Raw genomic sequence first — 14,772 nt, 5'->3', positions numbered from 1 at the left:
CTCTGTCTCAGATCATGGAAACCCTTACCCCAGCGCAACAAGAGCTATACGATTGGCTGATAGAATACATCCGCGAAAACCAGTATCCGCCCTCAATTCGTCAAATGATGAAGGCGATGGAGTTAAAGTCTCCAGCCCCCGTTCAAAGCCGTTTAGAGCATTTAAGAACGAAAGGTTATATTGAATGGACAGAAGGTAAAGCGCGGACTATTCGAGCTACAAGTGAAGTGTCGCGAGGGGTGCCGATTCGTGGCATGATCGCCGCTGGTAGCCTAGTTGATGCATTTCCTGATGCTGACGTTGAGTATCTAGATTTGGCGGGTATTTCACTGAAGCCGACCTACTTCGCTCTGAGAGTTCGGGGAGATAGCATGGTGGATGCCATGATTGACAGTGGTGATATTGTCATTCTTAAGCCTGTTTCTGACCCAAAAGCCCTGAAAAATGGCACGATTGTGGCGGCTAGGGTTCAGGATCAAACTACTCTAAAGTATTTTCACCGTCGAGGTAGCAAAGTGACCTTGCAACCTGCAAACAAAAACTATGAGTCAATTGAGGTTCCTGCTTCTCAAGTGGATGTTCAGGGCGCTCTAGCGCATGTCTGGCGTGATTACAACTAGAAATTTGCCTAAGAATCTGCAAGATTACCTCCAAGCAGATGAGATAATCGATTGGCATTATCCCGATATTTTGGATCTGGCAAAGCAACTAGCGTCTGGGCAAAAAAACGCGATCGCCCAGCGTTGCTTTGAATGGGTGCGCGATCGCATTTCTCATAGTTTTGACTATCAGTTGAATCCGGTTACCTGCAAGGCATCAGATGTACTGCGTTATGGAACAGGCTACTGTTTTGCAAAAAGCCATTTGCTAGCAGCTTTGCTGAGGGCAAACGGCATTCCAACAGGATTTTGCTATCAGCGCTTAAGTATTGATGACAAAGGTGCGCCCTACAGTTTGCATGGATTCAACGCTATTTATCTAGACGAGATGGGTTGGTATCGAGTTGATCCGAGAGGCAATCGCGCGGGTATTGATGCTCAGTTTATGCCGCCGATCGAACAGCTTGCTTACGCCATTCAGTTTTCTGAAGAGGCAGACTTTTCAACTATTTTTCCTAAACCTTTTGCAGAGGTCGTAAAAGCTCTACAAAGGCATACCACTTGGGATGAGATGCTTTGCAATTTGCCGGATATTTCACTAGAAACTGCCGAAAAGCAGGGTTTCTTCCAGCATCATGAGTTGTGATAGTTAGCGCAACCTGATGTGCAACTAATTTACCCTCATCTGAGCGTTGGGGACAAATCCGCTAAACAGTGCTGCTCAACCTCAGAAAAAACCATGGATGCAGGGTAAATTTCATCTTGGCGATCAGCATTTGATTGACTTCCTGCTCTCAGACGGCAAGTTCTCTCCTGTCAGTTACTCCTCTTAGAGTTTGAATTTGGAATTGCTGTGTGTATACACGGTAGCCCAGCAGGAGAGGGGTTTGGGGTGAGGGGAATTGGGAAAGTCGCGCATTGCGTAATATTTCGCGCATTGCGTAATTTTTAAAGAAATAACCTTTGACTTTTCCGGCATTGCTGAATGCAGACATGATTTTCATTTGTAGGGGTAGCGCCTTGTGGCTACCCTGGCTGGGGTCAGGGCAGCCACAAGGGATTGCCCCTACGAATTTCATATCTAGATTCAGCAACGCCACTTTTCCTTTGCTTCTCACCTTTTCTTATTATCGAATTGTCATCAGAACTTGACTGATTTATTGGATTGCGCCTGAATGAGAATGAATCGGCTATTGTAAAAGCTAAGAATAAAAAACTTTGGACAGAGGCATCTGTTAATCAACCAGTTGTGTCGGTTCAAAATTCAACTGCGTTTTGTAGCCTTTTAAAAATAAGGATTAGTTCCAGTGAGTCTAGAAGCATTACTCCAAGTCGCGTCTCCTTTCGTTGAATCTCTGTCGGCTGTTGCTAGCCCATTTACCTCAGCAGAATTTGACGAGTATGTAATGAAAACCTATGCTCGTTACCCGATTACGTTAGAACGTGGAGCCGGGTGTCGAGTTTGGGATGCAGATGGACGAGAATACTTGGATTTTGTCGCTGGAATTGCAACTTGTACTTTAGGGCACGCTCACCCAGCCATGGTGGAAGCGGTGACGAAACAGATTCAAACGTTGCACCATGTCTCGAACCTATATTACACGGCGGCTCAGGGTGAGTTGGCAAAGTGGCTAGTCAAAAATTCTTGTGCCGATCGCGCTTTTTTCTGCAATTCCGGGGCGGAGGCAAATGAAGGCGCAATCAAGCTAGCGCGGAAGTATGCCCATACCGTTCGAGGGATTACTAATCCGGTGATTATCACGGCTCACGCTAGTTTCCACGGTCGCACGTTGGCAACCATCACCGCAACGGGGCAACCCAAGTATCAACAAGGCTTTAGCCCACTCGTTCCAGGGTTTGAGTATGTCCCTTATAACGATATTGCTGCCTTGGAGCAGGCGATCGCTGCCTTGGATCAAGACAAACCGCGAGTGGCAGCAATTTTGCTAGAAGCGCTTCAGGGTGAAGGGGGCGTACGTCCGGGCGATCGCGCTTACTTCCAGCGGATTCGCGAGATTTGCAACGAGCGCGGCATTCTCCTAATCTGTGATGAAGTCCAGGTCGGCATGGGACGTTCTGGTAAGCTCTGGGGCTTTGAAAACTTAGGAATTGAGCCAGATATTTTCACTTCAGCAAAAGGGTTGGGTGGCGGCATTCCCATTGGGGCGATGCTTTGTAAGGAATCTTGCAATATTTTCCAGCCGGGTGATCATGCCAGCACGTTTGGCGGTAATCCCTTTGCCTGTGCGGTGGCATTAGCAGTCTGCCACACTTTGGAAGCCGATCATTTGCTGCAAAATGCTCAAGAGCGAGGAGAACAATTGCGAACGGGCTTACAGGCGATCGCCCAGCGCTATCCTGAAAAAGTAGCAGACGTGCGCGGTTGGGGGCTAATCAACGGGCTAGAGATTCAAGCCGAGATAGATTTAACGTCTGCTCAAGTGGTGCAATCTGGCATTAATCAGGGCGTATTAATGGTTCCTGCGGGTCCGAAAGTGGTTCGCTTTGTGCCACCTTTGATCGTCACTGCGTCTGAAGTTGATCACGCTCTTCACGCCGTAGATCAAGCGTTTGCCACGTTGTAGTCTCTGAATCAAATGTTTTGGCTTAGCAGGTAGTACTTTAAAAAGCTGCTTAGCCAAGGACATTAGATTAAGGTGACTAAAGATTTGAGCGATTCATGAAAACAGGGACGATGATAGGAGAGCTATATTTTTTCTGCTATGGCTTCCCCTCGCGATCGCCAATTTATCCTTGAGTTAGTCATTCGATCTGCCCATCCCGCTTTACTAGAAGGATTGGATAACTGGCTGCAACTTGGCTTAATTACAGACGAGTTGGTTCGACAATTGTGTGCAGAACAACTGGTTTGCCCAGTTTCCCAGGTTTCAGTTGTGGCAGTACAACCGGAATCCTCTCCAGCAGTAGATGCTGGGGAGTTGCAACCTATGGAAGCGATCGGCGATTTTCTTCCGGTGGGTGCAGTGCCGCAATCAGAATCGCGCCCGACAAGACCAGATTCTAGCCGCGATCGCGCCAATCCTGTTCGCACCAATCCTGTGACACCCGCAGCACCCTTACCTGTTCGCCCACCTACCATGGCTGCTCGACTGTTGCAGTCTTTCATGGCAGAACTGAGCGTTTTGTGGCTGCTGTTCTTGGGCGTGTTTTTGGTGGTGGTGTCGTCGGGAGTGCTGGCAGCAACCCAATGGCGCAATTTTTCAGCCGTGGGGCAATACAGCATTTTATTGGGTTACACACTAGTTTTTTGGGGAGTGGGCTGGTGGACAGGGAAACAGGCAGCTTTGCAGTTGACCAGTCGCATGTTGAACCTTGCCACGCTGTTGATTATCCCGGTCAATTTTTGGATGATGGATGGGTTCCGGTTGGGGCAAAGCCCTGCTGGGCTGGGTATGGCAGCGATCGCATCTTTTCTGCTGACTGGCATCTTGATTTTGCTTTTGAAACCAGATCGGTCGCGGCTGATGTTGATCACCGCGATCGCCCTGAGTTGGCTGCATTGGGGCTGGGGGTTGCAAGGGGTGCCTTTGGGGGCGGTGTATGGGGGAACGGTTGGGGCAGCGGCGGCGTTAGTGGTGAATGACAGAGGGAGCAGGAGGCAAGGGGCAAGAGGCAGGGAAGAAGAGAGGGCAATCTCGCCAGGGAATACTCAGCTAGCCATCGCTCCTTTTTCGCTCAGTACGATCGCGGTGGCGGCGTTTGCGCTGATTTTGATTGGGCGAGCAGCACTCATGGCTCAGGTGCCAATTAGTCAACTGGGGTTGGCATTGGGAATCTGTGGCTGGGTGCTGTGTTGGTTGGCACGTCAAAAAGCAACCCGTGCTGATTGGGTCAGGGCTGGAGCAGGGCTGCTGCTGCTGGGGTGGTTGGTGGCAGTGATGGAAATGCCATGGCAAGCGATCGCCGTTAGTGGTTTGGCGCTATGGCTACTGGGCGATCGCCTGCATCGGCTCGGCTCACCAATTGCTTTAGTCACTGGCTTTTTGGTGGGATTGCAAGTCTGTTGGTTAGGATGGCGAGTGGTTCCTGTTGCTGTCCAGACTAGCATTCTGGAATTTTTCACCCGATTTGCCGGAACAGAGGGTACGCCGTTTGCTTTTCTGGGGCTGGGCTTGTTTCCCTATGTCCTGCTCACGGTTGGGTTAGCCTTTCGCCTGAAACAGTGGCAGCGCCCTGAACTAGCCCGATATGCTGAATTTTTGGCGTTGGGGTTGGGCAGTGCATTAACCGTGATTAGTTTAAATAATGCCTGGGTGCGATCGCTCAACTTGCTGCTGTCAGCCATCACGCTAATCATCATCACAACTAAGCGAGTTCAGCCCTCACCACCATTGATTTACCTGACTCACGGCATTACTTTAGCCGCGATCGCCTCTGGAATTGATTGGGCGTTTCCGACCCTTTCTGCCACGGTTTGGGCAGGCATAGTGTTGATTGGCATGGTCGCTGAATGGAGTATTAGCGTGGGTTGGATTGGCGATTGGAGTCATCATAGCGATCGCAGCAACCAAAGCGACCCTGCACCCGAAAGCACTCTTCAATATGCCGAATTCCTCACTCCGCGTTCATCCTGGCAAGTGAGCGCTTGGTATTTTGGACTCGTTTTAGCCGCTTCCAGCTATGTACTCTTGAGTTTCAATCTGGTGCAAGAGCAAGCGCTGAACTGGGGTGGAATGTGGCTGACGGTGCCGCTAATGTTGACCCTATTGGGCAATCAACGGCGGTTTTCCTATGGGTATACCGCCAGTTGGTTCAGCAGCATTACACTTCTGCTGGTGCAGCCGCTCATGTTCACGACGATCGCCGGACGATTGATCGGTTTAGGACTTGCAACTGGGCTGATGCTGCTCAATACTCGCCAAGTGCGCCATTTAGTGGCAGCCGTGTTAACCGTTGGTTTTGGGCTAGGATTTTTGCTCATCGCCGCTTGGGAGATTTTTACCAATAATCGTACCTTTGACTTTGCAACTGTTGTTTGGGCGATCGCGGTGTTGCTGCTCTGGCTGCTGCAAAGCAGACTACTCCAGCCTCCAGCCAATCGCCTCAAACATCTCTATCAACAAGCCGCCGATGGCTGGGCAACAGGACTGACGCTGTTGACGTTGGTAGTGCTAACCCTGAGCCAGGTGATTGTTTACTTCCAATTTGATAAACCTACTGCAAACAACACGATCGCCTCCACCATTTTGATGATCGCGATCGGCTTGCGGCTGTGGCAAGGAGTCAGCAACCTCGGCTTCTACGCGATCGCGTGGAGCGTAGAACTTCTACTCATCAGCAGTATTGCCCTCACAGGACGATCCCTAGACACATTAGGAATTGCCAACCTTGCCCTTGGATTAGCCACTCAGCTAGGCGGCGACTGGATGATCAGCAGGCGAATGGCGAATGGCGAACTCCAAACTCCGAACTCCGAACTCCGAACTCTGAACTCAGTTCCGTCCTCTTTTCATGTTATTCCCATTCTCTACGCGCTTTTGGGAGTCATCATTCAACACCGCGCATTCACCGCTACTACGGGCTGGTATACCTTTGCAGCGGCGCTTGTGGGACTTGGGGTTGGTCGTCGTCAGGTGGAATTGCGATCGCTGACGTTGCTGTCCTTGGGTGGCGTTTCCATTGCTGCCTATCAACTGTTGCTCTATCAACTGTTGCAGGCGACAGGAGGCAGTTCGGGAGATGGCATCACGCTATTGGCAGGATTAGCCCTAGGACTTGCGATCGCCTACTATGCGCTCCAACGCTGGCTCATTTCCTATTTGCAAGTTCCGCAATGGCTATGGCAAGCGATCGCCCATGCCCACTGGGGTTTAGGCTCAATCTTGCTGATTACTGTTCTATTCTTCAGCTTGAACGCTTCTGGTGAATGGCTGTGGACAGCCGCGATCGCAACAGCCGCCGCCTATGCGCTGACAATGGGACGAAATAGGGGACAGGAAATAGGGAATAGGGGACAGGAAATAGGGAATAGGGAACAAGGATCAGAGGAAACTCAGAACCTAGAACTCAGAACTCAGAACTCAGAACTCAGAACTCAAAACTCTGAACTTGGCACTTTCCTTTGGATCTACGCCGGAATTGCTCAAGGTTTGATAGCTTTGACGTATTGGCTGCACCGCTGGCTGCCGGATGCAGTATTGATTGATTGGGCTGGGGCGATCGCGGCGGTTATTTCAGTCTTTCTCTACTTTGCACCGTGGCAGCGCTGGGGCTGGAATTGGCAATCGTGGCGACAAGCGGCGATCGTGCTTCCTGCGATCGCAATTTTGCTAACGGGGTGGGGCAGCACCATTCAAACCCTGCTAATTGTGGCGGCATTTTATGGCTGGCTATCCAGTGCCGAACGGCGAGTCAGTTTCAGCTACATCAGTGTGCTGCTGGCAGATTGGGCAATATTACGAATGCTGTCTGAACGGGGAGCTTTGGAACCGCTCTGGATTGCAGCAGTGATTGGAGCTTCTTTGTTGTATTGGGTGCAGGTTGAGCCAAGCTTGCGATCGCCCAACAATCGAGAAACGCGCCATTGGTTACGCTGTCTTGCCACAGGAATTATTAGCCTGACTGCGTTCTATCAAGCCCAGATCGGCATTGCGGGTGTACTGCCTCTGCTTGTCGGATTGGGCGCGATCGCGATCGATTTAGCCTTCATCTTTGCAGGAGTGCTGCTGAAAATTCGAGCGCTGCTATATGTCGGCACTGCCAGCTTTATATTGCAAGTGTTATGGCAAGTGTGGCGGTTTATTAGCGACTATTCCCTGGTGCTATGGGCGATCGGAATTGCCGTCGGATTACTGCTAATCTGGATTGCCGCTACCTTTGAAGCCCGTCGTAGCCAGGTTAACAGCCTGCTGCAACGCTGGATTGTTGAACTAGACGATTGGGAATAGCTTCAAGGATAGGCATTGCTGAATGCAAGTATGATTTTGACTGTAGAGGTAAGTCTTGTGCCTACCCTGGCTTAGATAGAGGGCAACCACAAGGGATCGCCCCTACAAATTCCATCCCCATGTGCCTACCCTGGCGTAGATAGAGGGCAACCACAAGGGATTGCCCCTACAAATTCCGGCACTGCTGAATGCAGACATGATTTTCATGGGTAGGGGTAGCGCCTTGTGCCTACCCTTGCTGGGATAAGGTCAACCACAAGGGATTGCCCCTACGAATTTCATATCTAGATTCAGCAACGCCCAAATTCCATCCCCAGATTCAGCAACGTCTAATTATCCTTAGGCATATCAGGACTCAAATTCAGGCTTTCAATTTAGTCTGTAAAGTTTTCTAAGAAAGCTAAGATAATAAGTCGGCTAATAGGCACTCTATGGACAGAGATTACTTGAAAAAGAATTAAGTAAACTTTTCAACTTGGTGATGAGGGTGTGTACTTACTTTTTAAGGACAAGTCAACAAATCCCTAGGACTTGGGCTTGTATCGCTGTAGGAGGAAAGGGTAAGACAACAACCGTCCGTTATTTCTTCTTTCTTAAGGATCTTTGTGTCCTGACTTATCTATCCGTTGCCATATCAGTTCATCAAAGTTCAGCGTAATTACACAAGGCGCTCAGTACAATCACACATTGTGTTTTCACCTTCACCCCTAGGACAGATTTTTATTTGCCAATTGACTTAAATTATTAGGCTATGGGTTGTTACAAGTTGTAATAGAGCAAAGTAATAGTGGAACTTCTGCAAAATCTATTCTCTCCCGATATTTATATGCCTCATGGTCACTGCTATCTCTGGCAAACTCCGCTAGTGGGACTGTATGTGGTCAGCGATGTCCTAATTGCGATCGCCTACTTTTCCATCCCCGCTATGCTGATCTACTTTGTCAGTAAGCGGAGCGACATCCCTTTTTCCAGAGTGTTTGCGTTGTTTGGCGCGTTTATCATTTTTTGCGGCGTTGGGCATCTACTGGATATTGTTACCTTGTGGTATCCCATCTACTGGATATCCGGCATCGAACGGGCATTTACCGCGCTCATTTCTGTCTATACAGCGCTGCAACTCATGGAACTACTGCCTCAGTTTCTCGCCTTAAAAACGCCGATTCAGCTAGAGACAGTGAATCAAGAATTAGAAAAGCAAATAGTTGAACGGCAGCGGACTGAAGCCGTGTTACGACAAATTATTACTGGAACCGCCTCTGTCACAGGAGAAGAGTTTTTTGCTGCCCTAGTGCGAAATCTAGCGGAGGCTTTAGGCGCAACATATGTGCTGGTATCGGAAGCAGTGGGGAATCCACCGGAGCGATTTCACACTCTAGCCTGTTGGTCAGATGATCATTTGGCAGAAAACATCGAATATAGCTTGCCCAATACTCCCTGCGGCTCAGTGGTTCAAGGAAAACAAATTTGCCAATTTTTAGACAATTTACAAGCTCAATTTCCTCACGCTGAAGCGTTAGTGCAAATGGAGGCGGTCAGTTATGTAGGCGTGCCCCTGTTAGATCAGGATCAAACGGCGCTTGGCACCTTGTGCATGTTGCATACGGAGCCATTGCCACCGGATGAAAACCGAATTGCCCTGATGCAGGTGTTTGCAGCACGGGCGGCGGCAGAATTGGGGAGAAAACGGGCAGAAGAGGCGAAAAGTCTGGCTTACGATCAGTTAGAAGGTCGAGTGGAGCAGCGCACCGCAGAATTGGTGCAGACCAATAAAGCGTTGGCAGCAGAAGTTGAGGAACGGACGATCGCAGAAGTCAAACTGCGGCACCTAGCCGAACGCGATCGCGCCACTATGAAGGTAATTCTGCGAATGCGCCAAAGCTTAAATTTGGATGCTATTTTCAGTGCGACTACCGCAGAGTTACGCCAAGCCCTTCAGTGCGATCGCACCTTAATTTATCGATTTGAACCCGACTGGAGCGGCACCGTAGTTGCAGAAGCCGTTGCAGAAGGTTGGAATAAAATCGTGCCTATAGATACGAGTGCCCCAGCCTCAACCAAAATTGCGGTTGATAAAGCCAATTGTGTGATCAAGCGCCTAGATGATGGCTCTGAGATTCTGATTCGTGATACCTATCTACAAGCCCAGGAAGGCGGACTTTATCGCAATAAATCGAATTATTGCTGCATTGAAGATGTCTACACCGCTGGGTTTAATGACTGCTATCTAGAACTATTGGCATTCCTACAAGCGCGTTCCTATATTACGGTGCCAATTTTTTGTGGCAATCAGCTTTGGGGCTTGTTAGCCAATTACCAAAACGCAAACCCTCGCCACTGGCAAGAATCCGAAATTCAAATTGCCGCCCAAATTGGCACTCAGTTAGGAGTTGCTGTTCAACAATCTGAGTTATTTAGCCAAACTCAACAGCAAGCAACCGAGCTTCAATTGGCAAAAGATCAGGCGGATGGAGCCAATCGCGCTAAAAGTGAGTTTTTGGCAAGCATGAGCCATGAACTGCGTACCCCGCTCAATGCTATTTTGGGGTTCACTCAGTTAATGGCGCGCGATCGCTCTTTGCTTTCGACCCATCAAGAATACGTCAGCATTATCAATCGCAGTGGTGGACATCTGCTCAAGTTGATCAACGATGTGCTTGAAATGTCTAAAATTGAAGCAGGACGCATTTTTCTAAATAACAACAGTTTTGACTTACACTCGCTGCTAGATAGTTTGGAAGAGATGTTCCGGCTCAGAGCAAAAGTAAAAGGACTGCAACTCATATTTGAGCGCTCAAAAACTTTGCCCCAACATGTGATTGCGGATGAAAATAAACTGCGCCAAGTTTTACTCAATTTGTTAAGCAATGCCGTTAAATTTACCAACCACGGCAGTATTACTGTGCGAACCAGTTTTATTGATCCAGAAAACTGTGTTGCGATCGCAGATACCCCGGTTCACTGTCCGTTGCTCCAGTTTGAAATTGAAGATACTGGAGCAGGCATTGCGGCGAATGAACTCAACAAACTCTTTAAACCTTTTGAGCAAACCAGTACAGGAATGAGTACGACTGAGGGCACCGGGTTAGGCTTGTCAATTAGCCAAAAATTCGTGCATCTTATGGGCGGAGAAATTACAGTTGTTAGCCAACCCGGTCAAGGCAGCACGTTTAGTTTTGATATGCAAATAAGCTCTGTTGAACTAGACTTGATTCCACCACGAACCCCCAGTCACCAGCCGATCAAGGGATTAGCCCCGAACCAACCCATCTATCGCATCCTCATTGCTGAAGATAACGTTACCAATCGGTTGCTGCTATCAAAACTATTAAATATAGAGGGCTTTGAGTTACGGGAAGCGGTGAACGGAGAGGAGGCGATCGCGATTTGGCGAGACTGGCAACCCAATTTAATTTTGATGGATCTGCGAATGCCAATCTTAGATGGCTTAGACGCAACCCGCTTGATTAAAGCCGATCCGCAGGGACAAAACACAGTGGTAATTGCGCTCACCGCCAGCGCCTTTGCCAATCAGCGCCAAACCTTTTTTGCCGTTGGCTGTGATGACTTCATCCGTAAACCCTTTGAACAGCAAGAACTGTTTGAAAAAATTGGTCATCATTTAGGGGTGCAATACTTGTATGAGGAGATCGTAGACGACCCACGCGCCCAGCCAGCCAACAGAGATCAGCCGCAGTTACCCAAAAGTAGCCTCCAAGCTGGACTCGCCCAGATGCCAGAAGCATGGCGAATGAAACTGAGGCGTTCAGCTTTGGAAGGAAATGATTCAGTGATTCCGAATCTTTTGGAGGAACTTCCGATTGAACAGATTGGACTAAAAAGGGCGATCGCGGAATTAGCTGGCAACTTTGATTTCGATCAAATACTGTCGCTGCTTCAAACTCCTGAAGCTGGGTTGAATGAGCAATCAAACCTCTCCTAGTCAAATATATATTCTGTGAACTATTAACACAGCCCTCACGGTCTTAAAAGTAAGCCATGAACTCTAACAAAAACTTAATTGAATCTCAGAGTTTTGATATTCTGATTGTTGACGACACCCCCGAAAACATTCGATTTCTATCCACCCTACTCATAGAACAAGGCTATCAAGTTCGGAAAGCCTTAACTGGAAAAATGGCATTGACTGCTGCTCAAGCCGCGACTCCTGATTTGATTCTGTTAGACATCAATATGCCTCATCTGAATGGCTATGAAACCTGTAAACTGCTTAAACAAAATGAAGAAACTGCTTCAGTTCCCGTTATTTTTCTCAGTGCCTTAAACGACGTAGTAGACAAAGTAAAAGCATTTCAGGTCGGAGGGGTTGACTTTATTTCAAAACCTTTTCAGTTTGAAGAAGTGTTGCTCCGAATTCAAACCCATTTACAAATTCGAGTGTTGCAATCTCAACTGCATCTCAAAAATACTCAACTTGAAAATGCCTTAGAGGGCTTAAAGCAGATGCAAACTCAACTGCTTCGCAAAGAAAAACTATCCGGTTTAGGACAATTGGTTGCTGGCGTTTGTCATGAAATTAATAATCCTGTTAGCTTTATTGCAGGCAATCTTAAACCTGCCCAGGACTCTATTCAAACATTGCTTAAATTAATTGATGTTTATCAAACCGAATATCCAGAACCTAGCCCAGTTATTCAAACATTGCTGGAAGAAGCGGAGCTAGATTTTTTAGTTTCTGATTTGCAAAATATGATGAGATCCATGCGAACCGGAGTCGATCGCATTGGTTCAATTGTGCTGGCACTCCGAATCTTTTCTCGATTGGGAGAATCAGATATTAAACCAACGAACATTCATGAATGCATTGACAGCACCTTACTATTACTCCATCATCGATTTGCTGAAAAATCAATGATGCCAGAGATCAAAATCATTAAAGATTATGGGAATCTACCCTTAGTTGCTTGCCATTCGAGCGAAATGAATCAAGTATTTTTGAACCTATTAACCAATGCGATCGATGCCTTACAGCAAAAATTTAGTCACTCCGATTCACTTTTAGAACATCCAATGATTCAAATAATAACCGAAACAAACGCCCTAAAACAAACCGTTATTCGCATCAAAGATAATGGGATTGGAATTTCAGATAACGTAGAGAAACATCTATTTGAACCATTTTTTACTACAAAACCAGTTGGGCAAGGAATTGGTTTAGGGCTTGCTACTAGCTATCAAATTGTGGTTGAAAGACATAAAGGAAATTTGAGCTACTGTGCGAATGTCGGATCAACAGAGTTTAAAATTGAAATTCCTACAACCCTAATAGATAGCCAGTTAAGCGAAGAGTAACGCCAAAGAAAAAACCCGGCAGCCCCCCGCCGGGTTCGTTGCACTTGAGCAACTGTCTATATATTCAATGTACGGGTTGCAAACTGTTTAGCCTTCCCCACAGAGTATGAATTATCTAGATGATATGGATTAGTCCAATCGGGCGAGTAGGGAAAAGAAATGAGGCGGCAACGACGATTTTCGCAATTTTTGGGGCTGAGTATGGCATCGGCATTCCTAGTGGTGCTAGTGATTGTCAGCCATAGCCTAGTGAAAAACGCGATCGCCCTGCGAACTTCTGATCCGGTTTGCTTGCCGCCCCAAACACCTCTGCCTGTGTGTTACGGCTTACCCCAAACTTTGACCAGTCAAGCGATTACTGCCTTAACCTCCAGCGCAGACGGACAGTTGGTTGCTAGCAGCCATGGCAAAACGATTCAACTTTGGTCACTGCCGACAGCCATGTTGAAAAATATGCTAACTGGGCATACCGATTGGATCACCGATCTTGCCTTTAGCCCCGATCAAACCCTGCTTGCTAGCAGCAGTTTGGATCAAACCATTAAACTCTGGAATGTCGCCCAAGGCACCTTAGTAGCCAGCTTTCAGTCGGGTAGGGTCACCAGTTTAGCGTTTAGTCCCGATGGCAGCCGTCTAGCCAGTGGTAGCCGTCTCCAGCAATGGGCAGATGGGGCAACCAGTCCCGAAGGCGTTCAAGTATGGGAAGTGGCAACCGGACAACTGCTGTATACGCTGGATGCAGGCTTGGTGAATGATCTGGCTTTTAATCCCGATGGGCGATCGCTAGCAGCAGGCGCACAGAAAACCACCCTATGGGATTTGGCAACCCGAACCCAACGGTATACCTTTAATTCAGGTGAACTTAATGCTCTGAGCTTTGTCGATCGCCAGATTTTGATTACGGGCAGCGACGGGGTCAAAGGGCAAGGGGGCATTAAACTATGGAATGTGCAATCGGGACGGTTTATTCGGGCGATCGATTCAGTCGGTGCTGATGTGGCAGTTAGCGGCGATCGCGCTCTGTTTGCCACAACCTACGGCGGCACGATTAACCTGTGGCGTATCAAACCTCCCGGTTTTTTGGGCACCCTACGCGGCTCAGACTATAGCGGCATGTTCGTAGAATTTGGAGCCGATCAGCGTGCCATTATTGGCGGCGGCAGCGATGGCATTCGCCTGTGGCAGTCAACAGCGAGGCAAAAAGCAAGGGGCGAGGGGGGTAATGACGAACTCAAAACTCTTCACCTTAAAACCACTTGACTTAGTTGTTCCGTATAACTTTTATGTATACCTCCCTATGACTCAGGAAACAAGGACAGAAGAAACCAGCCGTATGAAAAAACGATATTTTTTAGGAGCAGGTGCCGCTTTTCTGGGCACAGCCTTGTTTTCACGTGCTTTGCTTGGATCACAGTCCACAACCGCCGAAAACCCTGAAACGCTAAAGGGTCAGTTTGAAGTGACTAAAACTGAGGCGGAATGGCGCAAGGTCTTAAACCCAGAGCAATTCTATGTTTTGCGACAGCATGGCACCGAACGGGCTGGCACTAGCCCCCTAGATCAAGAGTATCGCCCTGGTATGTTTGCCTGTGCGGGCTGTGATTTGCCGCTGTTTCAATCAACCACAAAATTCAACAGCGGCACGGGGTGGCCCAGTTTTTATGCCCCGATCGCCGGAGCCGTTGGCACCAAAACCGACACCTCGTTTTTGATGACACGAGTGGAAGTCCATTGTCGGCGTTGCGGTGGACATTTGGGACATGTATTTGATGATGGTCCTGCCCCAACGGGCGATCGCTATTGCATGAATGGCGTTGCCTTAAAATTTAAGCCAACCGCAGTTTAAAAAATCCAATCTAACGCGATGTGCAACTAAGAACCCTCACCCCAAACCCTTCTTCCTCGGGAGAAGGGCTTTCAAGAGATCTCTGGTTCCATCTCCTGCGGGAGAGGGC

Annotated in this window: 8 protein-coding genes; all 8 read left to right on the top strand. The window is 48.3% G+C overall.

What is annotated here, in order from left to right:
- Positions 1 to 14: 14 nt before the first annotated feature.
- The 8 genes from lexA (at position 15) to msrB (ending at position 14,663) form a co-directional block, all read left to right on the top strand.
- Positions 15 to 620: a transcriptional repressor LexA gene (gene lexA, locus AB3R30_RS09395; RefSeq protein WP_458648915.1), complete on the top strand. Its 606-nt coding sequence runs from the start codon at positions 15 to 17 to the stop codon at positions 618 to 620.
- Positions 598 to 1,245 (top strand): transglutaminase-like domain-containing protein, encoded by a 648-nt coding sequence (locus tag AB3R30_RS09390; RefSeq protein WP_458648914.1) that lies wholly within the window; start codon positions 598 to 600, stop codon positions 1,243 to 1,245. Before lexA ends, AB3R30_RS09390 begins: the two co-directional genes overlap by 23 nt.
- 661 nt (positions 1,246 to 1,906) lie before the next feature.
- Positions 1,907 to 3,184 carry an acetylornithine/succinylornithine family transaminase gene (locus AB3R30_RS09385; protein WP_458648913.1) on the top strand — a complete coding sequence of 426 codons (1,278 nt, stop codon included), beginning with the start codon at positions 1,907 to 1,909 and terminating at the stop codon, positions 3,182 to 3,184.
- Between the two features lie 138 nt (positions 3,185 to 3,322).
- A complete protein-coding gene (locus tag AB3R30_RS09380) occupies positions 3,323 to 7,507 on the top strand; it encodes a glycosyltransferase family protein (RefSeq protein ID WP_458648912.1) in 4,185 nt (1,394 codons plus the stop codon).
- A gap of 787 nt (positions 7,508 to 8,294) precedes the next feature.
- Complete coding sequence (locus AB3R30_RS09375) at positions 8,295 to 11,447, top strand: GAF domain-containing protein (RefSeq protein WP_458648911.1); 3,153 nt, start codon at positions 8,295 to 8,297, stop codon at positions 11,445 to 11,447.
- Between the two features lie 56 nt (positions 11,448 to 11,503).
- Positions 11,504 to 12,817, top strand: coding sequence for a hybrid sensor histidine kinase/response regulator (locus tag AB3R30_RS09370; protein ID WP_458648910.1), 1,314 nt, complete (start codon positions 11,504 to 11,506; stop codon positions 12,815 to 12,817).
- 159 nt (positions 12,818 to 12,976) lie between these two features.
- Positions 12,977 to 14,077: a WD40 repeat domain-containing protein gene (locus AB3R30_RS09365; protein ID WP_458648909.1), complete on the top strand. Its 1,101-nt coding sequence runs from the start codon at positions 12,977 to 12,979 to the stop codon at positions 14,075 to 14,077.
- Positions 14,078 to 14,114: 37 nt separating this feature from the next.
- Positions 14,115 to 14,663, top strand: coding sequence for a peptide-methionine (R)-S-oxide reductase MsrB (gene msrB, locus AB3R30_RS09360; protein WP_458648908.1), 549 nt, complete (start codon positions 14,115 to 14,117; stop codon positions 14,661 to 14,663).
- Positions 14,664 to 14,772: the final 109 nt, after the last annotated feature.

It is taken from the genome of Sivoneniella epilithica UHCC 1019 (genome assembly GCF_040830845.1).
GTDB lineage: Bacteria > Cyanobacteriota > Cyanobacteriia > Leptolyngbyales > Leptolyngbyaceae > ULC077BIN1.
The sequence above is the reverse complement of the archived record's forward strand: the minus strand, read 5'-3'. Positions and strand labels throughout refer to the sequence as shown.

Excerpts from the sequence above, each read along its gene's own strand:
- lexA (WP_458648915.1), top strand. The coding sequence starts at position 15 with ATGGAAACCCTTACCCCAGCGCAACAAGAGCTATACGATTGGCTGATA.
- AB3R30_RS09390 (WP_458648914.1), top strand. The coding sequence starts at position 598 with ATGTCTGGCGTGATTACAACTAGAAATTTGCCTAAGAATCTGCAAGAT.
- AB3R30_RS09380 (WP_458648912.1), top strand. The coding sequence starts at position 3,323 with ATGGCTTCCCCTCGCGATCGCCAATTTATCCTTGAGTTAGTCATTCGA.
- AB3R30_RS09370 (WP_458648910.1), top strand. The coding sequence starts at position 11,504 with ATGAACTCTAACAAAAACTTAATTGAATCTCAGAGTTTTGATATTCTG.
- AB3R30_RS09365 (WP_458648909.1), top strand. The coding sequence starts at position 12,977 with ATGAGGCGGCAACGACGATTTTCGCAATTTTTGGGGCTGAGTATGGCA.
- msrB (WP_458648908.1), top strand. The coding sequence starts at position 14,115 with ATGACTCAGGAAACAAGGACAGAAGAAACCAGCCGTATGAAAAAACGA.